Origin of the sequence: Bacillus sp. PSXD-155 (genome assembly GCF_049310765.1) — a bacterium.
Taxonomy (GTDB): Bacteria; Bacillota; Bacilli; order Bacillales; family Bacillaceae_G; genus Bacillus_A; species Bacillus_A cereus.
The window spans coordinates 218,371-242,799 of sequence record NZ_JBMOWC010000004.1 but is presented as its reverse complement, the minus strand read 5'-3'; the positions used below and the strand labels follow the sequence as shown (position 1 = coordinate 242,799).

Below are 24,429 nucleotides of genomic sequence, written 5' to 3'. Positions count from 1 at the left end.
ATAAAGGATAATATGAAGTAGAAGTTCTCTCCTTTTTTTGCTATGTTTTTTGGGAAAGGAGAGGAAGGGATGTTCACTTATTTATATGCACTGTTAGCAGGGATGGTGTTTGGTTCTTTTTTTATGCTAGTTGCGATGAGGGTTCCATTAGGTGCGTCTATTATTACCCCGCGTTCACATTGTTATTATTGCAAATATGTGCTAAGGCCAAAAGAACTAATCCCCATCATTTCATTTTATATACAAAGAGGCTGTTGTACGAATTGTAAGAGGAAAATTCCAATTATGTATGTAGCATTTGAATGTATAACAGGAAGTATATTTCTTCTTACCGTGTATATGATTGGAATAGAACGAGAGCTTATTATCATTTTATCCCTTTTTTCGCTACTTCTTATTATTTCAGTTACAGATTACTTATATATGTTAATTCCTGATTGTATTTTAATTTCGTTTGCCGTTTTACTCATTCTTGAAAGTGTTTTTGTACAATTAGTTACTTGGACAGATAGTATAGTTGGTAGTGGTGTTATATTCATTTTGTTATATTGCATGCAAAAGATATATCCAGAAGGGCTTGGCGGAGGTGATATAAAACTACTTTCGTTACTTGGGTTTATAGTAGGAGTGAAAGGCGTTTTTATCATTTTATTTTTAGCATCTTGTTTCAGTCTTTGTTTCTTTGGGGTGGGTATCGTATTAAAACGTATAGAAGTACGAAAACCAATTCCATTTGGTCCTTTTATTAGTCTTGGGGCAATATGTTATGTATTGGCCGCATATTCAAATTAGAGAGGGAATAGAAAATGAACGTATATATGGATGATCAAAGAAGTTGCCCGTTCGGGTATGTGCCCGCAACTACAGTAGAATGTGCTTTGCAAATGGTTCGGGATTATGATGTGAATATTCTTTCCCTTGATTTTAATATGGGGTGGGGAGCAAAAAATGGACTGGATTTTGTAGAAGCTTTTTGTACAGAGGGGTTATATGTAAATGAAATTCACCTTTATACGAATGATGTCATCGGTATGCACAAGATGAAACAGAGAATGGATAAGGGAAAGGAAGAAGAAGAAATTAATCCTCACCTTGTTGTTAAATACGTGGGAAGCTAAAAACTCCAAAGTAAAACTTTGGAGTTTTTAATGTTTCATATGTGCTTGTAAAGGAATAATCTCTTCTTGTTGAGCTGCTGCGATTTCAGTTTCTTCCTGTTGAACTTCAGGTGTTTTTTTTGTTAAGTAGTGGTATACCATACCGACAAATACTGATCCGCCAATAATGTTACCGATTGTAACAGGAATTAAGTTATGAATAGCACCTGAAAAAGAAATTGTCTCAGGATGTGGTGAAACTAAAGATAAAGCAAAGAGTGACAAGTTTGCAATACTATGTTCGTAACCAGATAAGAAGAATGTGAAAACAAGTAGCATCATGACCATTATTTTTGCCGTGTCGCCTTTAACCTGAGATGGTAAGAAGCAAGCAAGACATACGAGCCAGTTACATAAAATGGCTTTAAAGAATAACTGCATTGTAGGTGTGTTCATCTTTCCTTCAACGACTTTATTCATTAGGTGACCGTGATCAATTGCTTCAAAAATTCCAGTTGCGTAAAATAGTAAGGCAAAGAATAACGCGCCGGCTAAGTTACCTGCATAACAAGCAACCCAGTTACGAAGTGTATCAGAAATCGTTGTTTCTTTTCTTAAAGTTGCTACAGTAAAGTACATTGTGTTTCCAGTAAACAATTCAGCACCGCCATATATAATAAGTACGAGAGCAATCCCGAAAAACATAGAAGCAGCTAAATAAGTTGCTGGTGAATCTGCAATGTGAAAAAAGTTACCTAATTTAAAACATAGTACAATAATAAAACCGATATAAATACCCGCAAGTGCAGCACGAATGAAATATTGCATTGGGTTTGTATCTAGCATTTTCTTTTTGCTTTTAGCCAGTTTGACAACATAATCTAGTCCTTGTTCTAGCATGAGTAATACGCTCCTTTAGTAAATCTTCTATAAATACTCCTTATATGAATAAAGTACATGGAATTGTTCTCACTTTCAATAAGTTTGTGCAATGTTTCACAAAAAGGACATACATACGTTAAGAAAACGTTTACAAAAGGTAGTATAATGGAATTTTTTCTGGACATTGAGAGGAAGAAAGGAAAAAGAAAAAGCGCTGTAATTACAGCGCTTTTTCGTCTAAATTCTTTTCTACTTTTACTTCTACTTCTTTTGAGAAGAACCAACCACCAACTGCGATTCCGACTAATACAATCCAGAATGTAAGCTTCCACGGAGTGGATTCTGGGAATGAATGTGGAATTACATTTAATGCAGGGTGTGCTAATGTATAAACTGCTAGCTTCACACCAACCCAACCTACAATTAAGAATGCTGCAGTTTCAAGTCCTGGTTTACGTTTTAAGATTTGCACGAATGCAGTTGCTGCAAATCGCATAATGATTAATCCGATAAGTCCACCTACAAAGATAACAACGAATTGCCCAGTATCTAGACTACCAATTGTACCTAATCCTGTTTTTGGTAAAGTCATTGCTAGTGCAACCGCAGCTAAAATTGAATCAACTGCGAAGGCGATATCAGCAACTTCAACTTTAAATACAGTCCACCAGAAGTTCTCTTGTTTTTTCTTTGCTTCTTTTTCTTCTGTTTCTTCATCTGTATTCTTTTTAACATATGTTTTAAATAAGTGATTACCAGCGATAAACATAAGGTAGATGGCACCGATTGCTTGCACTTGCCATACATCGACTAAGAACGAAATCATAAATAACGATCCAAATCGGAAAACAAATGCCCCCGCTAATCCGTAAAATAGTGCTTTCTTTCGTTTTTCTTCTGGTAAATGTTTTACCATAATTGCAAGAACAAGAGCGTTATCAGCCGCTAAAATCCCTTCAAGTGCAATTAGGATGAGTAATACCCAACCATACTCCAATAATAATGATACATCCATGTACATTCTCCTCTCATCTCTATAAGTTCTAAATAAGTGAAGAATTTCCCCACTATTTAGTTTCCCCATACTCCTGTCTATTAACTTTGGAAGAATTTGGAAATGAATACAAAAAAGACCTCTGCCGTTAATAGGCAAAGGTCTTGCTAGACATATGTAATAAAAATGCCAACAAAGCCGGAAGAACTAAGTTCTACGTAATGACGACTTTGTTTCCAAGAAATATTCTTGGACGCTACTCCCCTTTGGAGATATGTTATTGTATTCTCATTATATGGATAATTGATACGGTTGTCAACCTGTTAAAATATCTTCATTAGGATATTTTATTTTCCGGTTCTTTTTACGAGCAAATGAAAAAGCCAATGTTAAAGGCCCCATTTTCCCAAAAAACATCATAAAGATAATAATAGCTTTTCCGATTATAGTTAAGTGGGGTGTTAAGTTCATACTGAGGCCAACAGTCCCGAATGCTGAAAATACTTCGAAAGCACTCATCAATAGAGGAACTCGCTCAGTAATACTCAAAATTAAAATAGCAAAAAAGATAAATGAAATGGAAATAATAGTAATGGTTAATGATTTGACAATGAGAGTATCTTTAATGGATTTTTTAAATACGACAATATCCTCTTGTTCTTGTAAAAATTTAAATACGCCAAAAAATATGATTAAAAATGTTGTTAACTTAATCCCACCACCCGTTGAAGCACTACCAGCACCAATAAACATAAGGAGCATCATTAATAGGAGGGAAGGTTTTGACAATGTAGAAATATCAACAGTATTAAACCCGGCAGTTCGTGTTGAAATTGCTTGAAAATAAGAGGCCATTCCTTCTTCAAATGGGGTAAAACCTCTCATAGAAAGGGAGTTATGGAACTCGAATATAAAAATAAAAAGGGTAGCAATAATGTTGACGATTAGAGTAGAAGTGAGCATAAGTTTTGAATGTAGTGTAAGGTTTTTAAAGTTTTTCTTTCTTTTTATGTCTACAATTACTGTAAAACCAATTCCACCTAAAATGATGAGAGAGGAAATGACGAAATTGACAAGAATGCTATGAGAATGGGACATTAAATTATCGCTCCACACAGAAAAACCAGCATTGTTAAAGGCTGAGATTGAATGGAAAAAACTATAATAGATCCCTTTGGCAACCCCATATTTGGGTACCCATTCAAAAGAAAGAATTAAAGTAGCGATACATTCGACTGTAAAAGAGAATAAAAATAATGCTTTGGCAAGACGGATAACGCCGCCGATATTCGTTTGATTTAATGCTTGTTGTAATAAAATACGGTTTTGAAGACCGATTTTTCTTCCGAGCATAATAGCAATTAAGACCGCAAAGCTCATAATGCCAAGCCCGCCAACTTGTATAAGCGTTAAAATGACACATTGTCCAAATAAAGTAAACACTTTTCCAGTATCCACAACACCAAGCCCAGTAACAGTACAAGCGGAAACGGTTGTAAATAAGGCATCGAGCCATGAAATGGACGTTGTCGTAGCAATTGGCAGTTTTAATAAGCATGTGCCGACGACTGATAATACAATAAAAGATAAAGTAAGAACGCGGGGAGGGCTCATGCTAATATTAATCCGTTTCATGTCACATATTGCTCCTTTCGTTTTGCTTTGATTAGTATGTGAAAAAGCACTATTATGTATGTTGAAAATAGAAAGAGGCAGATAATATCTGCCTCTAAGCCATATGTTATATAATTATCCACGTAATTGTTGTTGAGCTAAAGCAACAAGACGTTTTGTTACTTCACCGCCAACTGAACCGTTAGAACGAGATGCTGTATTAGAACCTAAGCTTACACCAAATTCTTGTGCAATTTCATATTTAAATTGTTCAAGCGCTTGTTCTGCACCTGGAACTAATAATTTGTTTGTTTTTACCATGTTGATACACATCCTTATGAGTAGTCCAGTTCAGCTAAGTTCTTATCTAAACTGGTAACGTTATTTTATGTGGAAATGACATACTCATACGCGGAAGTAATCGGTGCGATTAGAAGTTCTTGGATAGAAAAAAAGAGTAGCAACTTTGCTACTCTTTTTTTAGTATTGTCGCTGTTCCTTCCACGACAATATCATCTGATTGATTATATATGTTTGTTTGCAACGTAATGATTTTTTTATCGTCACGCTTCTTAATAACCTCTGCCACAACGCGAAGTGTATCACCGATTTTGACAGGGGCACGGAATGAAACATTTTGGGATAAATAAATCGTATTTTTGCCTGGGAGTTTCGTTCCAAGGATGGTAGAAATAAAACTCGAAACGAGCATACCGTGAGCAATACGTTCTTTAAACATTGTCGTTTTTGCAAAAGAATCTAAAATGTGAATAGGATTCACATCTCCAGTCAATTTTGCAAAATTGATAACATCTTCATCTGTAATTGTTTTTGTAAGGGATGCTTGATCACCGACTTGAATCTCATCATAACGAAGCTCCGGAACAGTTTGTGCTTCTTGAAATGGATTCATTTTGTCCTCCTTCTTTTCCATATCGAAAAATGTTAGCCATCTTGATGTAGTAGGAGGAAGAAAGAGTTTTGTTTGTGCTGCAGTTAGCTCCCACATTTTTCTTACTTGATGGAAGTAAATAGATTTTTTGAGTTTTCCTCGAACTTTTTTGCGAGTTCCAACTGTTTTGACTTGAACTCTTCCAAAAAACCCTCTAACTGTTTTTGAGCCTCTTCACGTTGTAATTGTTGTTGCTCAATAAATTGTTTTGTTGTTTCTTCAAATTGACCGCTTGTTTGTGTAAGAATTGACAAAGATGTTTTTGTAGGAGAAACAGTAAGCTGCTGCATATGAGCAGAAAGTTCTTTCCACTTGTCTTGCCACTCGTTAATTTGATCATTTAAGGAGTTACCAGTTAATTGTTTCACGTAATCTGTATATTGGTTATTGAACTGAGCAGTGATTTGTTGTAGTTCTTTTTCTAGTTCATCTACTCCTGATGTTAATTTATGCAAAGCGTCTTGTTGTTGTTTTAATGTTTCTAAAGTAAGTTGCTCTAATTGTTTCCCAGCTGAAGAAAAAAGGGAAAGTGATTGAGACCAGTTTTTCCAAAATGCATCGACTAATTCGTATGGTTTAGTTTCCATTGTTTGACCCCCAAATGTTTTTTTACATATTGTGAACGCAGATTACTCTGCTGTACCACCAGGTGAAGATGAAGAATCCTTTTCATCCTTTTCTGGAGAAGTAGAAAATGGAAAGAATGCATTGGTGTATAACGTGAAAAACGTCCGCAACATATTTTGATAATGTTCAAAAGAAGTCGCACATGTTGTTAAATATTGCTCTCCATATTCAGTTAAAGAATAAATTCTTTTTGCCGGCCCTCCATCGCTTGTATCCCAAGTAGAAGAAATAAGGTTTTCTTTTTCTAATTTGCGTAGTGTTCTATAAACATTACCTTGGTCAACAGAAGAAAAGCCGATATCCATTAGCATTTGAATAAGTTTGTAACCATGAAGACTCCAGTCTTTTAGACAGAGAAGTAAGAAGGGAACTAAGAAGTTTTTTGGCATGGAGTTTGGTTGTTTCGCTTGGTTGTTCTCCAAACTTTCGCGTTGTTCTGGTTCATTTTGTAGCATGATTGTGCATCACCTCATGAATCAGTTAGATGGAATTTTTTGCTTATAAGTGCAATTTACACCTATCTGTTTTTAAAGTCAACACATTTGTTAGAAAATAGAAAAAAATAAAATATAGACTTGAAGTTTTATTCAGAATATTAGAAAATAGTGAATAGGTTGAATTGTTTCAAAAAAGAAAAAGGGAGTGTAGGTAAAGTGATTGATCAAAAATTCGATCCACTACAAGCATGGAAAAATGCTTATGAACAAACCGAAACATTTTGGGGAAAAGCGCTCAATGAAACAATTAAAACAGAAGAATATTCTGCTTGGATGGGCAGCGTTCTAGATTTGAATTTGTTTTATCAAAAAGCATTAAATGATACGACAAAAAACTATTTAGAACAAGTAAATGTGCCGACGAAAGAGGATATCGCAAGAGTGGCTACGCTTGTTATTAACTTAGAAAATAAAGTAGATAACATTGAGGAGTTTCTAGAGGAGAAAGTAGATTCTTTAGGACAAGCTCCTACATTAAAGCGTGATGTGACAAAAGTGAAACAAGATATTCGTACGCTTGAAACAAAAGTAGATCAAATTTTAGAATTGCTAGAAAAGCAAAATGCAGTACTAGCTAAACTACAAGTACCTGTAAAAGAAGAGATAAAGCCTGCGAATAAGCCGGAAAATAAAAAATGATAAAAGCGCTTGTTTATAACAGGTAAAAGAGAGAGGGAGAATCTCTTTTCACATGTAAACAGCGAAACATAATTATATAGGGACTCTACAGTATGAGTACCAAAATGATTCATAACAATCGTTCACAAATTCATTTAAGGGGGAAAAGAAATGGTTCAATTAAATGGCAAAGTAGCAATCGTAACAGGTGGAGCAAAAGGGATTGGAAAAGCAATTACAGTAGCATTAGCACAAGAGGGAGCGAAAGTAGTTATTAACTATAATAGCAGTAAAGAAGCAGCTGAAAACTTAGTAAATGAACTAGGAAAAGACGGACATGACGTTTATGCGGTGCAAGCGGATGTTTCTAAAGTAGAAGATGCAAACCGACTTGTAGAAGAAGCTGTGAATCATTTTGGTAAAGTTGATATTCTTGTTAATAATGCTGGTATTACAAGAGATCGTACATTCAAAAAGTTAAATCGTGAAGATTGGGAGCGCGTAATTGACGTGAATTTAAGTAGCGTATTTAATACGACAAGTGCGGTTCTTCCATACATAACGGAAGCGGAAGAAGGAAGAATTATTAGCATTTCTTCTATTATTGGTCAAGCAGGTGGATTTGGCCAAACAAACTACTCAGCAGCAAAAGCGGGTATGTTAGGATTTACAAAATCATTAGCGTTAGAACTTGCAAAAACAAATGTCACTGTAAATGCAATTTGCCCAGGATTTATTGATACTGAAATGGTAGCAGAAGTGCCAGAAGAAGTACGTCAAAAAATCGTTGCAAAAATCCCGAAAAAACGTTTTGGTCAAGCTGATGAAATTGCAAAAGGTGTAGTATACCTATGCCGTGACGGTGCGTATATCACAGGTCAGCAATTAAACATTAACGGCGGATTATATATGTAATGAAGTAAGAAAAAAGTGCATATCCATAGCAGGAATGCACTTCTTTTTTTAAGAAGGAAATCGACCAAAAAGGAGATAAAAAAATGACTACATTCGCAACAGAATGGGAAAAGCAATTAGAGCTATACCCAGAAGAGTACCGAAAAGCATACCGCCGAGTGAAAAGGGCGAGTGAAATTTTATTACGTGAACCAGAGCCGCAAGTAGGATTAACGCCGAAAGAGGTTATTTGGACGAAGAATAAGACGAAGCTTTATCGCTACATTCCAAAACAAGAAAAAACACAAAGAGTTCCAATTCTGTTAATATATGCTCTTATTAATAAACCATATATTATGGATTTAACTCCTGGAAATAGTTTAGTGGAATATCTAGTGGATCGTGGTTTTGATGTGTATATGCTTGATTGGGGCACATTTGGTTTGGAAGATAGTCATTTGAAATTTGATGATTTCGTGTTTGATTATATTGCAAAAGCAGTAAAAAAAGTAATGCGAACTGCAAAATCGGACGAGATTTCTTTACTTGGTTATTGCATGGGTGGAACGCTAACTTCTATTTATGCAGCACTTCATCCGCACATGCCAATTCGTAATTTAATTTTCATGACAAGTCCTTTTGATTTCTCTGAAACAGGATTGTATGGTCCTTTGTTAGATGAGAAATACTTCAATTTAGATAAAGCGGTTGATACATTTGGAAATATTCCGCCAGAAATGATTGATTTCGGAAACAAAATGTTAAAACCAATTACGAACTTTGTCGGTCCATATGTTGCTTTAGTAGATCGTTCAGAGAATGAGCGCTTCGTCGAAAGCTGGAGATTGGTTCAAAAGTGGGTTGGTGATGGTATTCCGTTCCCAGGTGAATCATACAGACAGTGGATTCGTGATTTTTATCAAAATAATAAACTGGTTAAGGGTGAACTCGTTATTCGCGGACAAAAGGTAGACCTTGCAAATATTAAGGCGAATGTCTTAAATATTTCCGGGAAACGTGATCATATCGCTTTGCCATGTCAAGTAGAAGCATTACTAGACCATATTTCTAGCACAGATAAACAATATGTATGTTTACCGACAGGGCATATGTCTATCGTTTACGGTGGAACAGCTGTAAAACAAACATATCCGACGATTGGAAATTGGCTTGAAGAACGTTCTAATTAAAAATAAAAAATCCAACTAGCCTATGTTAGTTGGATTTTTTTATGGAAAATAACAAAACATAGAAAGGAGAAACTTATATTTTAGGAGTATAATTATGAAACTTATGAACGGTAAGTTGTTTTGGAATACAGGAGTTTCTGTACCTTGTTATCCACTGTTAGAAAATGATATGATATGTGATGTGCTCGTAGTCGGAAGCGGCGAAGCTGGTGCTCATATAGCGCATTCGTTAGCGAAAATTGGCATGAGTGTTACGCTTATTGAAAAAAGAGCAATTGGGTGTGGTAGCACAGCTGCTAATACAGGTTTACTACAATTCCTTCATGATAAATCGTTAACCTCCCTTATCCATACATTTGGTAAAGAAAAAGGGGTACGAGCATATAAGCTTTGTTATGAAGCGCTAAGAACAATGGAAGAGGTTATACCGACTCTTGATATTGATCCCCATTTTATTCCGCGAAATAGTTTATATTATGCAAGTAAAAGTGAGGATGTCTCATTTTTACAAGAGGAATATAATACGTTACAGAATTATGGATTTCCAGTTGAATATTTTACAGAAGCTGATATTAAGAAACGTTATTCTTTTGCAAAACAAGCAGCGTTATATACGCAAGGTGATGCTGAGGTGAATCCGTATTTATTAGCGCATAGTTTTTTGCATAAAGCAAACCAAATAGGAGCTAATATATATGAACATACAGAGGCAATACATATAAAAAAACGCCAAAATGATTTAATTTGTTACACGAAAACAGGAAATCAAATTGTAGCAAAGAATATTATTATGGCGACAGGTTATGAAGCGCTTTTTGGAAAGAAAGAAAAAAATACAACAGTAGAAACTTCTTATGCAATTGTAACAAATGAAATAGATCAGTTTGAAGGCTGGCATGAGCGATCGTTAATTTGGGAAACGGAACGGCCTTACTTATATTTTCGAACGTATCGAAACCGCATTATTGTAGGCGGATTAGATGAAGCGATGCAAATTCAAACAATCGGTGATACGAAATTATTGCATAAGCGTGATATCCTTATTAATATTGTAAAAGAGATGTTCCCGCAGTATAAAAATATACAGGCAGACTACTATTGGGCAGCCGCATTTGGTGGTACTCATGATGGTCTCCCCATTTTAAAAGAAGACGAAAAGATACATAATTTATTTTACGCATTGCCGTATGGAGGTAATGGAACTGTATATGGAATGGTCTTTGCCAAATTATTTGAACAGTTATTTACAAATAAAGAAAGGGAAGATTTTTCTTTATTTAATCGATAGAAAAAAGGTAGCGAAGTGATGGAATGAGAGATATAAAAAAGTTTTTACAAAAATTACGTCCAGTACAACTCATTGTTTTATTTTATTTATTAGCAGTAGTTGTATCGGTAATCTTGCTTAGTTTACCGTTTGTTACGAAACCTGGTGTGAAATGGACATTTATAGATGCCCTTTTTACATCGGTTAGTGCGGTAAGTGTTACGGGGCTGTCTGTTATTACGATTTCAGATACGTTTACTACAGCAGGAATTATTGTTTTAGCCCTTATTTTACAATTAGGCGGCTTAGGAATTATGGCGCTTGGTACATTTGTTTGGATCATTACGGGGAAAAAGATTGGTTTGCAAAGAAGAAGATTAATTATGGCAGACCATAATCAAGGAAATTTATCGGGTCTTGTAGAATTGATGCGTTCTATTTTAATTGTAATTATTTCGATAGAACTTATTGGAGCAATCCTATTAGGTACAAGATTTTTACTTTACTTTCCGACTTGGCAAGAAGCTTATTTTCACGGTTTCTTTGCAGCAGTTAGTGCGACTACGAACGGTGGATTTGATTTAACAGGACAATCGTTAATTCCGTATAAAAAAGATTATATTGTTCAAATGATTCATATGTTACTAATTATTTTAGGAGCGATTGGTTTCCCTGTGCTAATGGAAGTGAAACAATTCCTTAGTAAAAGAGGACAACAATTATTTCGTTTTTCATTATTTACAAAATTGACGACAACAACATTTTTTGCACTCGTTGTTGTTGGTACAATTATGATTTTTTTACTGGAGAGAAATCACTTTTTAGTAGGAAAGTCATGGCATGAAACGGTATTTTATACATTATTCCAATCTGTGACGACGCGAAGTGGTGGACTTGCTACGATGGATATACGTGAATTGTCACAACCGACGCTTTTATTTATGAGTATATTAATGTTTATAGGGGCATCTCCCAGTTCGGTTGGGGGCGGAATACGTACAACTACATTTGCTGTTAGTATATTGTCACTATACACCTTTGCAAGGGGCGGTAGAACAGTTAGAGTCTTCAAACGTCAGCTACATGAAGAGGATGTACTAAAAGCATCTGTCGTTATGACGATGGGGATTTTGTTATGTGCTACTGCGCTATTCATTTTATCTATTACGGAAAATGTACCGCTTATGAGCTTAATTGTTGAAGTTTGTTCTGCTTTCGGAACGACGGGACTATCAACAGGTGTTACGCCTGATTTAACAACTGTTGGGAAACTTGTACTCATTGTGCTTATGTTTATCGGACGCGTTGGTATTTTAACATTTATTTTAGCTAGTGGTGGAAGGGAACAACCACCTCGCTATAAATACCCGAAAGAGCGGATTATTATTGGATAGTATGAAACCATTCTACCTACGTTAGGTAGAATGGTTTTTTAGTCGTTAATGCCAAATTGTGGATGCATAAAAGCTTCATTTTTATTATCCACTTCGTTTTTTAGTAACTCTTGATTTTCTTCTGAAATCCACCCAATATCATTTGTCGGATGGATCCACTCATCGCCAGCCATAATGGCAGGATCTACTTCATCACTCCAATTGTTAAGCGGACTGTTCTCGGAATTATATTTACTGTCTCCAATTACAACATTATATTGATTCACAAAAGGTTGTTGCATCGTTTTTCCTGTTCCTTTAAAAGATGGAAAATTCATTTGATGCGGGAGCGTTTCGTCTAAAATTGGTGATTGAATCTTTTCTTTTTTCTTCAAAATTATCGCTCCTTTTTATAATGATTTCTTCATATGTAGTATTTCCATCTAACGCCCCTTATGTACTTGTTAACACTTGCCAGTAATAATTATTTTAAGTTGTTTCAAACTAGAGTAGAAAGTGATTTCTTGAGAGCAGGTGAATGTATTGGTAAAAAGAAAAGTGAAACAAAATGCGGCAATCAATAATAATAAAACTCCGAAAGAAAGCTTACCAGATGCAGAATTTGCATTAGAGTATGAAGGAGAAAATAGCGCAAAGTATGCTAATCGTAATTCAAAAAAAGGGAAACAAAAATGAGGCGTTTTTTACAAACGCCTCATTTTTTTGTGGGATTATAAAGGTTTTTTTAATTATTTGTAAATTTAGTGTTTTCTATTAGCAGAAAAATGCGAAAAAACATAGAAGTAGCAACGTATTACACAAAAACAAACAACAAACAAAAGATTAATGTTGGTTTAATACTGCTTTTACACTAGTTGTTTATATTTGAGTTGTACATAAGATTTGTAAAAGGAGAGAGAAACAGTGAAAAAAACAATCTTTAAAGCTGTAGCGACTGGAATGGTATTTTCGTTATTAATGGGGTGTGGTGCAAAGAAGGAAGAAAGTGCTGGAGCGAAAGTGAAAGATGACAAATTATCTGGATCATTAACTGTTTACACAGCAATTGAAGAAGAGCTTGTACCAATTTATCTTGATTCCTTTAAAAAGAAATATCCTGATGTGAAATTGAACATTGTACGTGATTCAACAGGAGTTATTACTGCGAAATTGCTAGCTGAAGGGAAAAATACACAAGCAGATGTTGTATGGGGAACTGCGGCATCAAGTCTATTAGCTTTAGATAAAAAAGATATGTTAAAAGGATACTCTCCAAAAGGAGCAGATCGTGTTCTTCCACAATTTAAAGATGATAAGCAACCTGAAAAATGGGTAGGAAATACTGCATTTATGACGGGGATTGCTGTAAATAAAGAAGAGTTAAAGAAGAAAAATTTACCGATGCCAGAATCATATGAAGATTTAACGAAACCAGAGTATAAAGGAACACTTGTTATGCCACATCCAGCATCATCTGGAACAGGATTTTTAACAGTTTCTGCATGGCTACAAATCATGGGTGAAGATAAAGGCTGGGATTACATGAAGAAACTTCATGATAATATGGCAAGTTATACGCATTCAGGATCAAAACCAGCGAAATTAGCAGGAGCAGGTGAATATCCAGTCGGTGTATCAATGGTTTATAGTGCTTTAAAAGAGAAACAAAAAGGTGCACCAGTTGAAGTTGTACTGCCGAAAGAAGGATTAGGGTGGGAAGTAGAAGCGAACGCACTTATTAAGAAAGATAATGCGAAAAATGATAAATTAGCACAAGCATTTTTAGATTGGGCAATTACTGATGATGTAATGAAGTTATACTTTGAGAAAAATGGATTTGCGACAATTAAAAATGATTATAAACTTCCAGAGGGATTCCCGAAAGATGTTACTGAAAAATTATATAAAAAGAATGACTTTAAATGGGCAGCAGAAAATCGTGACAAAATTTTAGAAAAATGGGAAAAAGAGTTTGGCCAAAAAGCAGAACCGAAAAAGTAAGTGAGTGGGAGAGAGAAAAATGAGCGAATATTTATCAATTCAACACATTCAAAAACAGTTTGATGCATTTACAGCGTTAAAAGATATTTCTTTTACTGTGAACAAAAATGAGTTTGTTTGTTTATTAGGCCCGAGTGGCTGTGGGAAAACGACGTTGCTTCGCATTTTAGCGGGACTAGAGGAACCAACGACTGGCAGTATAGCTGTGAATGGAAAAGATATTACAGCATTGCCTCCTGGGAAGAGAAACTTCGGAATGGTTTTCCAATCGTATGCTTTATTTCCGAATTTAACAGCACTTGAAAATATTGAATACGGCTTAAAGACAAAAAAATATGGGAAAGCAGAAGTGAAAGAGAAAGCGCTAGATGCGTTAAAACTTGTAGATTTGCTGAATGTAAAAGATAAATATCCTGCTCAAATGTCTGGTGGACAACAGCAGCGAGTAGCACTTGCACGTGCGCTCGCTCTGTCTCCAGATATTTTGTTACTCGATGAGCCGTTATCAGCTTTAGATGCAAAAGTGCGTGAAAAATTACGTAGGGAAATGCGTGATTTGCAAGAGAAAATAGGAATAACGACGATTATGGTAACGCATGATCAAGAAGAGGCATTAACGATGGCTGATAAAATTGTTGTAATGAATCATGCGGAAATTATGCAGATTGGAACACCAGAGGAGATTTATCAAAGACCAGCCAATCCGTTTGTGGCAGATTTTATTGGTTCTATTAATTTCTTTTCGAAAAATAACGAAGAACATGCAATTCGTCCTGAACATGTAACAATTGTACAAAAGGACGGTATTAAAACAGTTGTGGAAAGTATGGAATTTCGCGGATCTGTATATCGGACGGAAGTGCGAGTCGTAGAAGAAAACACACACCTTTATAATGAGAAAATTGTAGTGGATATATTAGCATCAGAAGTAGAAGCAACGGCTATTAGAAAAGGAAAGCCGATTCAAATCTCTTTCTCAGAAAATCATATGTTGTCATATGGAAAGAAGGTCATTGTATAGATGGAGATGTTAGAAAACTATAAGGTAGAAAGTACGAAAAAAAAGATTAAGAGAAGTATAGGGAAAGAGGAATGGATCCAAAGGCTCGTAATTATCGGTATGATTCTTTCCTTCCTTATCATACTTGTATTACCGCTATTACAACTATTTACACAAGCTTTTTATAATAAAGATGGAGTTTTCATTGGTTTAGCGAATTTCAGTAAATATTTCACAACACCAACTTTAGTGCAGTCTTTACAAAATACAGTATGGATTTCGGGCGCAACAACAATTATTTCAGTTGCAATCGCATTCGTTTACGCATATGCAATTGCCCGTACGAATGTTTTTGGAAAGCGCGTATTTCAGTATGTAGCGTTATTACCATTGTTTGCACCAACGATGATGCACGGTATAGCACTTACATATTTATTTGGTAATCAAGGGCTAGTAACGAAAGGAATGTTTGGTTTATTTGAAGGTATACAAATCCCTTTATATGGACCAGTAGGAATTGTAATAGCTGAAGTTATGTATACATTTCCGCAAGCCTTTCTCATATTGCTAATTGCCTTTCAAGGATCTGATTATCGTTTATATGAAGCTTCTAATATGTTAGGAGCCAGTAAAACAAAGCAATTTTTCACGGTTACTTTACCTAGTGTAAAGTACGGATTAATTAGTGCAATGTTTGTTGTGTTTACACTTAGTTTTACTGATTTTGGGGCACCAAAAATTGTTGGTGGGCAATATAATGTGCTTGCTACTGACGTATACAAACAAGTAATTGGACAGCAAAATATGCCGATGGGTGCAACTGTCGGAATGATTTTATTAATCCCAGCTATATTCGCATTTGTAGTTGATCGTATTACGCAAAGAAAGCAGGCGAATTTCTTATCTTCAAAAGCAGTACCATACAGAATAATAGCTAATAAGAAAAGAGATGTAATCTCATTCATATATTGTAGTGTGATTACCCTTATGATCATTCTATTATTTGTTGCAGTTGGTATTGCTGCAAGTGTGAAAGTATGGCCATATAATATGAGTTTTACATTTGAGCATTTTAATTTTTCAAGTTTAACAGGAGATGGACTTGAAGCATTTAAAAATAGCGTAATTGTTTCAGCAGTTACAGCAGTTATTGGGGCGATCTTAACATTTGTATTCGCATATGCAATTGAGAAAATAGACCAGCTACAATTTTTTAGAAAAACAGGTTACTTTTTCTCTATAGTGCCGTTAGCGATACCAGGTTTAGTACTCGGATTAGGATATGTCTTTTTCTTTAGTCAACCAACGATTCAAATTCTTGGACTATCAGTAACGAATCCGTTTCATTCTTTATACGGAACAATCGCTGTATTAGTACTAGTAAATATCATTCATTTTTATTCTGTAACATTTGTCACGGCAACGACTGCCTTAAAGAAATTAGACCGAGAGTTTGAGCTTGTTTCGCAGTCGATGGGTATTCCGTTTTATAAAACATTCTTCCGAGTAACAGTACCAATGTGTTTACCAGCAATTTTAGAAATGGTAATGTACTACTTCGTAAATTCAATGGTAACTGTATCGGCAGTTGTGTTCCTATATGCAGCTGATTTTAAACTAGCTGCCGTATCAATCGTAAATATGGATGATGCAGGAAATGTAGCGCCAGCAGCTGCAATGAGTGTACTTATTGTTGTTACAAATATTGTAGTGAGAGTTGTATATGAATGGGGAACGAAAGCACTTCGTAACCGAACTTCACAATGGCAAAAAAGATAAGTAAGAAGGGTGATGGACAGAATGAAAATTGAAGCAGTTATTTTTGATTGGGCAGGCACGACGGTTGATTACGGATGTTTTGCACCACTAGAAGTATTCATGAAGATTTTTCATAAACGCGGCGTTGAAATTACAGCAGAAGAAGCACGTAAGCCAATGGGATTATTAAAAATAGATCATGTAAGGGCACTAACAGAAATGCCTCGTATTGCGGATGAGTGGAAGCGTGTCTTTGGTCACTTACCAACAGAAGCAGACATTCATGAGATGTATGAAGAGTTTGAAGAAATTCTCTTTTCTATTTTGCCAAGTTATGCTAAGCCGATTGATGGGGTAAAAGAAGTAATCGCTTCTTTACGTGAGAGAGGCATTAAAATCGGTTCAACAACTGGTTATACGAGAGAAATGATGGATATTGTAGCAAAGGAAGCAGCGTTACAAGGATATAAACCTGATTTTCTTGTTACGCCAGATGATGTTCCAGCAGGCCGCCCATACCCATGGATGTGCTATAAAAATGCTATGGAACTTGGTGTGTATCCGATGAACCATATGATAAAAGTAGGGGACACAGTATCAGATATGAAAGAAGGTAGAAATGCTGGAATGTGGACAGTTGGTGTAATTCTTGGAAGTAGTGAGCTCGGTTTAACGGAAGAGGAAGTGGAGAGTATGGATTCGGTAGAGCTTCGTGAAAAAATAGAAATAGTTCGTAATCGGTTTGTTGAAAATGGGGCTCATTTTACGATTGAAACGATGCAGGAGCTCGAAAACGTAATGGAACATATCGAGAAACAAGAACTTATTATTTCATAAAAGGGGTACGGGATCATGAATGAAAATCACTACTTATTATTAACACCAGGACCATTAACGACAACAAAATCAGTAAAAGAAGTTATGCTATACGATTGGTGTACGTGGGATGTTGAATATAATACGATGGTGCAAGAAGTAAGAGCTAAACTTGTATCGTTAGCGACGAAGGAAGAAGAGAAATATACAACAGTGTTAATGCAAGGAAGCGGTACGTTTTCAGTTGAAGCAGTAATTGGCTCTGTTATTCCGGGAAATGGGAAGCTTCTCGTTTGTACAAATGGTGCGTACGGTAAGCGCATTGTACAAATGGCAGAGATGTTACAGATTGATGTAGTGGTCAGCCAAACAGAAGAGTGGGAACCTACTAATATTGTAGAAGTAGAAAAGTTATTGGAAGAAGATAAAGAGATTACGCATATTGCAGTTGTTCATTGTGAAACAACGACAGGCATTATAAATCCAATTGTAGATGTATGTAGATTAGGAAAGCAGTATGGAAAGGTTACAATTGTTGATGCGATGAGTAGTTTCGGCGGGATTGAAATAGACATTGCTGATTTACAAATTGATTTTTTAATTAGTAGTGCGAATAAGTGTATTCAAGGGGTTCCTGGATTCGGATTTGTAATCGCAAAACGTGATGAATTATTGAAGTGTAAAGGGCAAGGACGCTCTTTATCTCTTGATTTATATGATCAATGGGAAACGATGGAAAAACAAAATGGGAAATGGCGTTTTACTTCACCTACACATGTTGTACATGCTTTTTATCAAGCACTACTTGAACTAGAAAAAGAGGGTGGAGTAAGAGCGCGTTACAATCGATATTACAACAATCAAAAACTACTAGTGAATAGAATGGGAGAAATCGGATTTAAGCCACTAGTAGATGAGAAATATCAATCTCCTATTATTACATCTTTCATTTATCCAAAAGGGGAGTTCGAGTTTCAACAGTTATATAACGAATTAAAATGCTATGGATTTGTTATTTACCCTGGGAAAATTTCGAAAGTAGATACGTTCCGGATTGGAAATATAGGTGATGTACATGAAGAAGATATTAATCGCTTAGTTGATAGTATTGCTAAAGGAGCTGTTATTGGGTGAAAGTATTTTGTTTAGGGGGAGCAGGTAAAATTTGTCGTGAAGCTATTTTGGATTTAGTTCAATTTTCATCTTTTGAGACGATTACTGTAGCCGATTTTAACGAGGAAGAAGGCCGTAAAGTAGTAGAATGGCTCAACGATTCTCGTGTTGATTTTGTAAAAGTAGATGTAACGAATCACGAGGATACGGTTGCAAAAATGAAAGGTTATGACATTGTATTGGACGGTACGACGATAAAGCTAAACGGATTGTCGACTCGCTGTATTGCAGAAGCAGGCTGCCACGGTGTGAACTTAAATGGATTTGGTGAAGAAAATGAATCGCATGCTATATTTGTTCAAAATGAAAAAACATGTTTGCCTGGGTTTGGCATGACGCCAGGTGTAACGCAAATGATGGCAATGCATGCAGCAAATCAACTGGATACTGTAGAGTCTGTCCGCGTAAGTCACGGTTCGTATCGTCCGATTGCTTTTTCTGCTTCAATTACAGAGACAACGACATATGAATATGATCCACATTTACCATCGCGTACAGTGTATGAAGATGGTGAATTTAAACAAGTACTTCCGTTTGCGCGTCCGAGAGAAATAGAATTGCCAGCGCCTTATGGTAAGGAAACGCAGTATATCATTCCGCATTCTGAAACGATTACGTTAGCAAAGGCACTAGAAAATAAAGGTGTCAAACTGATAGAGACGAGAGGAACTTGGCCAAAGCAAAATATGCAACTTGTACGTGCTTTATATGATTACGGCATATTGCGTAATGATCAGATTGAAATAAACGGGAAAGAAATAGGCATTATGGATTGTATTTCGCAGTATTTATTGCAATCGAAAGAAGGACAAGAAACAGAGCTTTATGGTTATGCACTTCATGTAGAAGTAATAGGTATGAAAAATAATGAGAAGCAAAGACATGTGTTATATCATACACATCCGTTATCTGATGGTTCTGTTGTAGGATGGGAAAAATTAAGAGCGTATACGAGAAACGTCGGTATTCCATTTGGGATTGCCGCAGAGTTAATTGCAAATGGAAATGTAAATAGGGTGGGTGTTGTTACGCCTGAAGAAGCTTTTGAAAATCCACAATTAATTTTTGATGAGCTAGCAAAGCGCGGTATTCATATTCATGAAGAAGTTTCTACTTACAAAGAAAATTATAACTTTGTATAAGTAAGAAAGTTTATGAGGGAGATATAAATGAGGTGAAGCTATGTCTGTAGTAGGAGAAGAAAGAAAGCGAACCATTCTTGAAAAGGTAGAATTTAAAGGGAAAGTAAAGGTTTCAGAATTAGCGAGAGAATTTGCTGTATCAACAGAAACGATTCGTCGTTATTTAGAAGAATTAGATCGTGAAAAGAAGCTGAAAAAAGTGTATGGTGGAGCTGTTCAACTTCCAGGCGCTGGGGTAGAGGCACCGATGTTAGAAAGAGAAATGTTACATATAGAAGAGAAGAAAAGAATTGGTTATAAAGCAGCGACATTTGTAGAAGATGGTGATGTCATTGCAATTGATGATGGAAGTACACCGCTTCAAATGGTTCCATACCTTGTTCATCGTAAAAACTTAACGATTGTAACAAGTTCATTTCCAGTCGCAACACAATTAATTTCTTCTATTAATAAAAAGATGTTTCACGGTGAAGTTTTATTTATAGGTGGAAAAGTATCTCCAAAGCATTCGCGTGTATCAGGGTCTATTTCTCAGCAAGTAATACAGCAATTCCATTTTCATAAAGCGTTCGTTTCGATTGATGGGTTATTACCTAGTTTTGGAGTTTCCAGCTTTGAATTAGAGAAAGCGAAATTGTCAGAGGCGATGATGAAATTAGCTGAGAAGACATATATTTTATGTGATCATACGAAGGTAGGCGTGAAAGGGAATTATCGTATAGCAGCATTTTCACGTATTCAACATGTAATTTGTGATAAAAAAATGCCATATAGTTTTGAAGAAGAACTTATGAAGCATAATATTCAGTGGACAGTTTGTTAAATAAAGTGAAAGTACCTAAACTCCCGCCTAATTTTTAGGAGGGAGTTTTATTGTCTGCAAATCGTAAAATAAAAGATTTGCATTTATGCAAAAAGTGGACACATTTTCTCATCTCTTTCATATAATTTACCAATACAAAAAAAGTTGGTCGAAGGAAAGAAGGGAGAACATGTCAGAACGAATATATAATAAACTTGTATTGTACGCGAATATTTTGCAAAAAATTGGTGTCATCAATGAGAAGGAAAAAAGTGAAATTCTTCATACGATAGGTAAAAAAGCCCTTTGAATAAAGGGCTTTTTATTTTTTATCTTTAAAAATATAAATTTAATGTAATATTCTCATTGACAATGATAATGAGATTCATTATCATTTATTTGTGGATAATTGATAAGGGTTATCAATTATAAAAATTATATATGATAGGGGATATTATTTTGAAAAAAAATTATATGAAGGCGCTAGTAGTAGCGACAACATTAGTAATTCCATTTGCTACGTATTCTACTCCAGCATTAGCGGCATTAAAAGTTGAAGCAAATCAATCGGTAGCAGCAGCGAGTGATCGCACGTATGATACTGAAATTAAAATATATAAGGACCAAAAAGACGAGCCATCTATGGTTTCTCAATATATAAAAGATCCTAAAGTAACGATTGCAGCTGGCAAAAAAATTGTCACTGTAACAATGCAAGATAGCGATTATTTTCAATATCTTAGAATAGAAGATAGAAACCAGCCTGGTGTATTTCATGATGTGAAGGTTTTATCAGAAGATAAGAGGAAGAACGGAACGAAAGTAGTCCAATTTGAAATTGGCGAGTTTGAGAAGAAGCACAATATGCAAATGCATATACTTATTCCAGCTATTGGATATGATCACAAATATCAAGTTCAATTTGAAATTAAAGATCCAACTGTAGGTAACAAAGAAACAGAGAAACCAGATGATAACTCTAATTCAGGCAATACGGAAACGGATACTCCAGTTGATAATCAAAATATGATAACAGATAACAAATTAAGAGAACTTGTGAATAAAAAAGTATTTAATAGAAAAGATTTAAATACACCAATTACGAAAGAAGAGTTATTACAAGTAAAGGATTTATTTTTAAATACAAATGAGATACTTGATTATAGTGCATTAAAATATATGCCAAATTTAAAATCTTTAACAGTTGCGAATGCGAAGATAAAAGACCCGTCGTTCTTTGCGAACTTAAAGCAATTAAATCATTTAGCTTTGCGTGGTAATGAATTTGCAGATGTAACGCCACTTGTTAAGATGGATAATTTAGAATCTCTTGATTTAAGTAATAATAAAATTACAAACGTTGCACCACTAACTGAAATGAAAAATGTAAAAAGTTTATATCTATCAGGCAACCAAATAGAAGATGTAACAGCATTAGCGAAAATGGAACAACTAGATTACTTGAATTTAGCAAATAATAAAATTACGAACGTTGCTCCATTAAGCGCTTTGAAAAATGTAACATACTTAACTTTAGCAGGTAATCAAATTGAAGATATTAAAGCGTTATATTCATTACCTTTAACAGATTTAGTATTAACACGTAATAAAGTTAAAGATTTATCCGGCATTGAGCAAATGAAGCAATTAGAAGAATTGTGGATCGGGAAAAATGAAATAAAAGATGTTACTCCTCTAAGTAAGATGACACAGTTAAAACAATTACACTTACCTAACAATGAGTTAAAGGATATTACGCCATTATCAAGTCTAGTAAACTTACAAAAGCTTGATTTAGAAGCGAATTATATTTCAGACTTATCACCAGTGAGCAATTTGAAAAAATTAGTATTTCTAAGTTTTGTTGCAAATGAAATCCGTGATGTCCGACCAGTTATAGAACTAAGTAAGACGGCTTATATTAATGTCCAAAATCAAAAAGTATTTTTAGAGGAAACAGAAGTAAATAAAGAAGTAAAAGTACCTATATATGAAAAAGATGGTGAGGTTTCTACGAAAATCCGTCTGAAGAGCGATAACGGTACGTATAGTAATGGTGTAGTGAAATGGAGTACATCAGGTGAGAAAGTATATGAATTTGGTGTGAAAGATCCATTCGCGGATACAGGAATCTTCTTTACAGGATCTGTTATTCAAAATGTAGTAGAAAGTAAAGACGGTAATACATCTAAAGAAGATGAGAAAACAGAAGTGGTAGAATTTAAAGATGTACCAAAAGGACATTGGTCAGAAGAAGCAATTAATTACTTAGCGAAAGAAAAGTTATTTATAGGCTATGGAAATGGTGAATTTGGATTTGGGGATAACATTACTCGTGGACAAGTAGCACTTCTAATACAAAGGTACTTAAAATTAGAAAATAATCTAAAACCAAAAACGACATTTACAGATACGAAAGGAAATATGTATGAAACGGCTATTGATGCAGTAGTTCAAGCTGGGATTATGACAGGGTATGGAAATGATACATTCCGTCCAGATGGAGTATTAACTCGATATGAAATGTCAGTAGTACTACAAAGAGTATTTCAGTTAAAAGAAAATGAAAATAGTGCAGAGAACTTTAAAGATATACCAAATGGCCATTGGGCGAAAGGATATGTGAAAGCTTTAGTAGATAATAAAATATCAAAAGGTGACGGGGAAGGGAACTTTTTAGGAGATAATTTCGTAACACGTGAACAATACGCACAGTTTTTATATAATGCAATAAAGAAATAAAGTGAAACTTTAATCAGTGGGGGTCTTACTGCCCGGTAAATAGCGGGATAAAAAATGAGGAAAATACGCTATTCTTTAATTAAAGAATAGCGTATTTTTTTATGTGCAAAATGAAATAGGAAATAGATAGGAGTATAGACATATGAATAGCCTATTTTAAAGAAGAACCACGAAACTATATTGACAAAAAAGCGTTCTCATGTGATAATTCAATTAAATTTTTAGAATAATCAAAAAATATTCCTTTTACATAGAAAGGATTCGAAACTTATATGAATATTATGCCGGGGGTGACGAAATGTTATTTTTTCTGAAGAAATGGAATGAATTGAAAGATGTGAAATCTGAATTGGCACTTCGTGATTGGTTTTATGGTACCAAAATTAGTTTATCGCTATGTACGTCAAAAGAGCCGTTAACATTCTTAGTAAATGTTGAGGGAAGAGATAAAGGGCTATTTTCGGAAGAAGATTTTATTGTCGTAAATTGCATGTGCGAGTCAGTATTTGAAAATGAAGAAAAACCAGCTGCAGAGTCATTTATGCATGCAGATATTTATAAAAAAAGTAGTGCAGGATGTATTTTACAAGTGCAGACTGTAGATAGTCATTTAATATCAGAGTTATATGGAGAAGAAGGAGAAGTAACGTTCGATAAACGCAGTGTGGAGCGTGTTTTCGGAAAAGAAGGTATAACAGAAATGACAATTCCAATTGTAGAAGATGAAAAAAAATTCGCTGATTTATTAGAAAGTAATGTTCCGAATTTCATTGAAGGTGGAGGAGTAGTTCTTGTTCATAATTACGGCATGATTGTGTGGGGGAAAACGCCAGAAGAATCGAAAAAATGGCTAGAGGGTATAGAATATTTAATGAACTATCATGTAAAGTTATTAATGATTAAGGGCGCAAGGAGCTCTGTTATATAAAAATGTATGTGATATGGATACAAGTTAATAAATAAATGAAAGCGTTTTAAAAATAATTTCAC

25 protein-coding genes and 1 riboswitch are annotated in these 24,429 nt (G+C 35.0%); of the genes, 17 read left to right on the top strand and 8 right to left on the bottom strand.

Annotated features, from left to right (window positions below; genetic code table 11):
• Positions 1-69 precede the first annotated feature (69 nt).
• Complete coding sequence (locus tag ACO6VI_RS05980) at positions 70-792, top strand: prepilin peptidase (RefSeq protein ID WP_000495719.1); 723 nt, start codon at positions 70-72, stop codon at positions 790-792.
• A gap of 14 nt (positions 793-806) precedes the next feature.
• Positions 807-1,118 (top strand): cyclic-phosphate processing receiver domain-containing protein, encoded by a 312-nt coding sequence (locus ACO6VI_RS05975; RefSeq protein WP_098818200.1) that lies wholly within the window; start codon positions 807-809, stop codon positions 1,116-1,118.
• A 27-nt stretch (positions 1,119-1,145) separates the two neighbouring features.
• Here ACO6VI_RS05975 and ACO6VI_RS05970 read toward each other — a convergent pair whose 3' ends face one another.
• The 7 genes from ACO6VI_RS05970 to phaQ all read right to left on the bottom strand — a co-directional run bounded on the left by ACO6VI_RS05970 (position 1,146) and on the right by phaQ (position 6,621).
• Entirely contained in the window at positions 1,146-1,997 is an 852-nt protein-coding gene (locus ACO6VI_RS05970) for a formate/nitrite transporter family protein (protein ID WP_000893034.1), read from the bottom strand.
• A gap of 202 nt (positions 1,998-2,199) precedes the next feature.
• Positions 2,200-2,994, bottom strand: coding sequence for a TerC family protein (locus ACO6VI_RS05965; RefSeq protein WP_000383326.1), 795 nt, complete (start codon positions 2,992-2,994; stop codon positions 2,200-2,202).
• Between the two features lie 90 nt (positions 2,995-3,084).
• Positions 3,085-3,250: riboswitch (yybP-ykoY riboswitch) on the bottom strand.
• A gap of 38 nt (positions 3,251-3,288) precedes the next feature.
• A complete protein-coding gene (locus ACO6VI_RS05960) occupies positions 3,289-4,608 on the bottom strand; it encodes a TrkH family potassium uptake protein (protein WP_000822356.1) in 1,320 nt (439 codons plus the stop codon).
• A 114-nt stretch (positions 4,609-4,722) separates the two neighbouring features.
• Positions 4,723-4,908: an alpha/beta-type small acid-soluble spore protein gene (locus ACO6VI_RS05955; protein WP_000241212.1), complete on the bottom strand. Its 186-nt coding sequence runs from the start codon at positions 4,906-4,908 to the stop codon at positions 4,723-4,725.
• Between the two features lie 148 nt (positions 4,909-5,056).
• Positions 5,057-5,500: a MaoC family dehydratase gene (locus ACO6VI_RS05950; RefSeq protein WP_001067916.1), complete on the bottom strand. Its 444-nt coding sequence runs from the start codon at positions 5,498-5,500 to the stop codon at positions 5,057-5,059.
• A 101-nt stretch (positions 5,501-5,601) separates the two neighbouring features.
• Positions 5,602-6,126: a polyhydroxyalkanoic acid inclusion protein PhaP gene (phaP, locus tag ACO6VI_RS05945; RefSeq protein ID WP_000448592.1), complete on the bottom strand. Its 525-nt coding sequence runs from the start codon at positions 6,124-6,126 to the stop codon at positions 5,602-5,604.
• Between the two features lie 42 nt (positions 6,127-6,168).
• On the bottom strand, positions 6,169-6,621 hold the full coding sequence (gene phaQ / locus ACO6VI_RS05940; RefSeq protein ID WP_000939954.1) for a poly-beta-hydroxybutyrate-responsive repressor: 453 nt from the start codon (positions 6,619-6,621) through the stop codon (positions 6,169-6,171).
• Positions 6,622-6,819: 198 nt separating this feature from the next.
• On the opposite strand from phaQ, the gene phaR reads away from it, so the two are divergent.
• From phaR to ACO6VI_RS05915, 5 genes are all read left to right on the top strand, one after another.
• The gene (gene phaR / locus ACO6VI_RS05935; protein WP_000566941.1) at positions 6,820-7,302 is read left to right on the top strand and encodes a polyhydroxyalkanoic acid synthase subunit PhaR; all 483 of its coding nucleotides are present in this window, start codon (positions 6,820-6,822) and stop codon (positions 7,300-7,302) included.
• 150 nt (positions 7,303-7,452) lie between these two features.
• On the top strand, positions 7,453-8,196 hold the full coding sequence (locus ACO6VI_RS05930; RefSeq protein WP_000250407.1) for an acetoacetyl-CoA reductase: 744 nt from the start codon (positions 7,453-7,455) through the stop codon (positions 8,194-8,196).
• Positions 8,197-8,279: 83 nt separating this feature from the next.
• Positions 8,280-9,365 carry a class III poly(R)-hydroxyalkanoic acid synthase subunit PhaC gene (phaC, locus tag ACO6VI_RS05925; RefSeq protein WP_000206336.1) on the top strand — a complete coding sequence of 362 codons (1,086 nt, stop codon included), beginning with the start codon at positions 8,280-8,282 and terminating at the stop codon, positions 9,363-9,365.
• Positions 9,366-9,459: 94 nt separating this feature from the next.
• Entirely contained in the window at positions 9,460-10,653 is a 1,194-nt protein-coding gene (locus ACO6VI_RS05920) for an NAD(P)/FAD-dependent oxidoreductase (RefSeq protein WP_000772526.1), read from the top strand.
• A 23-nt stretch (positions 10,654-10,676) separates the two neighbouring features.
• Positions 10,677-12,026, top strand: coding sequence for a TrkH family potassium uptake protein (locus ACO6VI_RS05915; RefSeq protein ID WP_001204706.1), 1,350 nt, complete (start codon positions 10,677-10,679; stop codon positions 12,024-12,026).
• Positions 12,027-12,064: 38 nt separating this feature from the next.
• On the opposite strand, the gene ACO6VI_RS05910 is transcribed toward ACO6VI_RS05915, so the two are convergent.
• On the bottom strand, positions 12,065-12,400 hold the full coding sequence (locus tag ACO6VI_RS05910; RefSeq protein WP_000726028.1) for a DUF3905 domain-containing protein: 336 nt from the start codon (positions 12,398-12,400) through the stop codon (positions 12,065-12,067).
• A gap of 148 nt (positions 12,401-12,548) precedes the next feature.
• Here ACO6VI_RS05910 and ACO6VI_RS05905 point away from each other — a divergent pair, with 148 nt between their 5' ends.
• The 10 genes from ACO6VI_RS05905 (at position 12,549) to ACO6VI_RS05860 (ending at position 24,367) form a co-directional block, all read left to right on the top strand.
• On the top strand, positions 12,549-12,701 hold the full coding sequence (locus ACO6VI_RS05905; RefSeq protein ID WP_000240799.1) for a hypothetical protein: 153 nt from the start codon (positions 12,549-12,551) through the stop codon (positions 12,699-12,701).
• Between the two features lie 228 nt (positions 12,702-12,929).
• A complete protein-coding gene (locus ACO6VI_RS05900) occupies positions 12,930-14,006 on the top strand; it encodes a putative 2-aminoethylphosphonate ABC transporter substrate-binding protein (protein ID WP_000750893.1) in 1,077 nt (358 codons plus the stop codon).
• A 19-nt stretch (positions 14,007-14,025) separates the two neighbouring features.
• Entirely contained in the window at positions 14,026-15,027 is a 1,002-nt protein-coding gene (locus ACO6VI_RS05895; protein WP_000006196.1) for a putative 2-aminoethylphosphonate ABC transporter ATP-binding protein, read from the top strand.
• Positions 15,028-16,785, top strand: a complete 1,758-nt coding sequence (locus ACO6VI_RS05890; protein WP_000425530.1) for a putative 2-aminoethylphosphonate ABC transporter permease subunit — start codon at positions 15,028-15,030, stop codon at positions 16,783-16,785.
• 21 nt (positions 16,786-16,806) lie between these two features.
• Positions 16,807-17,601, top strand: coding sequence for a phosphonoacetaldehyde hydrolase (gene phnX / locus ACO6VI_RS05885; RefSeq protein WP_063546908.1), 795 nt, complete (start codon positions 16,807-16,809; stop codon positions 17,599-17,601).
• 15 nt (positions 17,602-17,616) lie between these two features.
• A complete protein-coding gene (phnW, locus tag ACO6VI_RS05880; RefSeq protein ID WP_063546909.1) occupies positions 17,617-18,714 on the top strand; it encodes a 2-aminoethylphosphonate--pyruvate transaminase in 1,098 nt (365 codons plus the stop codon).
• The gene (locus ACO6VI_RS05875) at positions 18,711-19,895 is read left to right on the top strand and encodes a saccharopine dehydrogenase family protein (RefSeq protein ID WP_000862169.1); all 1,185 of its coding nucleotides are present in this window, start codon (positions 18,711-18,713) and stop codon (positions 19,893-19,895) included. Before phnW ends, ACO6VI_RS05875 begins: the two co-directional genes overlap by 4 nt.
• Before the next feature lie 40 nt (positions 19,896-19,935).
• Positions 19,936-20,718: a DeoR/GlpR family DNA-binding transcription regulator gene (locus tag ACO6VI_RS05870; protein ID WP_000117666.1), complete on the top strand. Its 783-nt coding sequence runs from the start codon at positions 19,936-19,938 to the stop codon at positions 20,716-20,718.
• Positions 20,719-21,138: 420 nt separating this feature from the next.
• Entirely contained in the window at positions 21,139-23,439 is a 2,301-nt protein-coding gene (locus ACO6VI_RS05865; protein ID WP_088020523.1) for an NEAT domain-containing leucine-rich repeat protein, read from the top strand.
• A 298-nt stretch (positions 23,440-23,737) separates the two neighbouring features.
• Complete coding sequence (locus tag ACO6VI_RS05860; protein WP_053564937.1) at positions 23,738-24,367, top strand: class II aldolase/adducin family protein; 630 nt, start codon at positions 23,738-23,740, stop codon at positions 24,365-24,367.
• Positions 24,368-24,429: the final 62 nt, after the last annotated feature.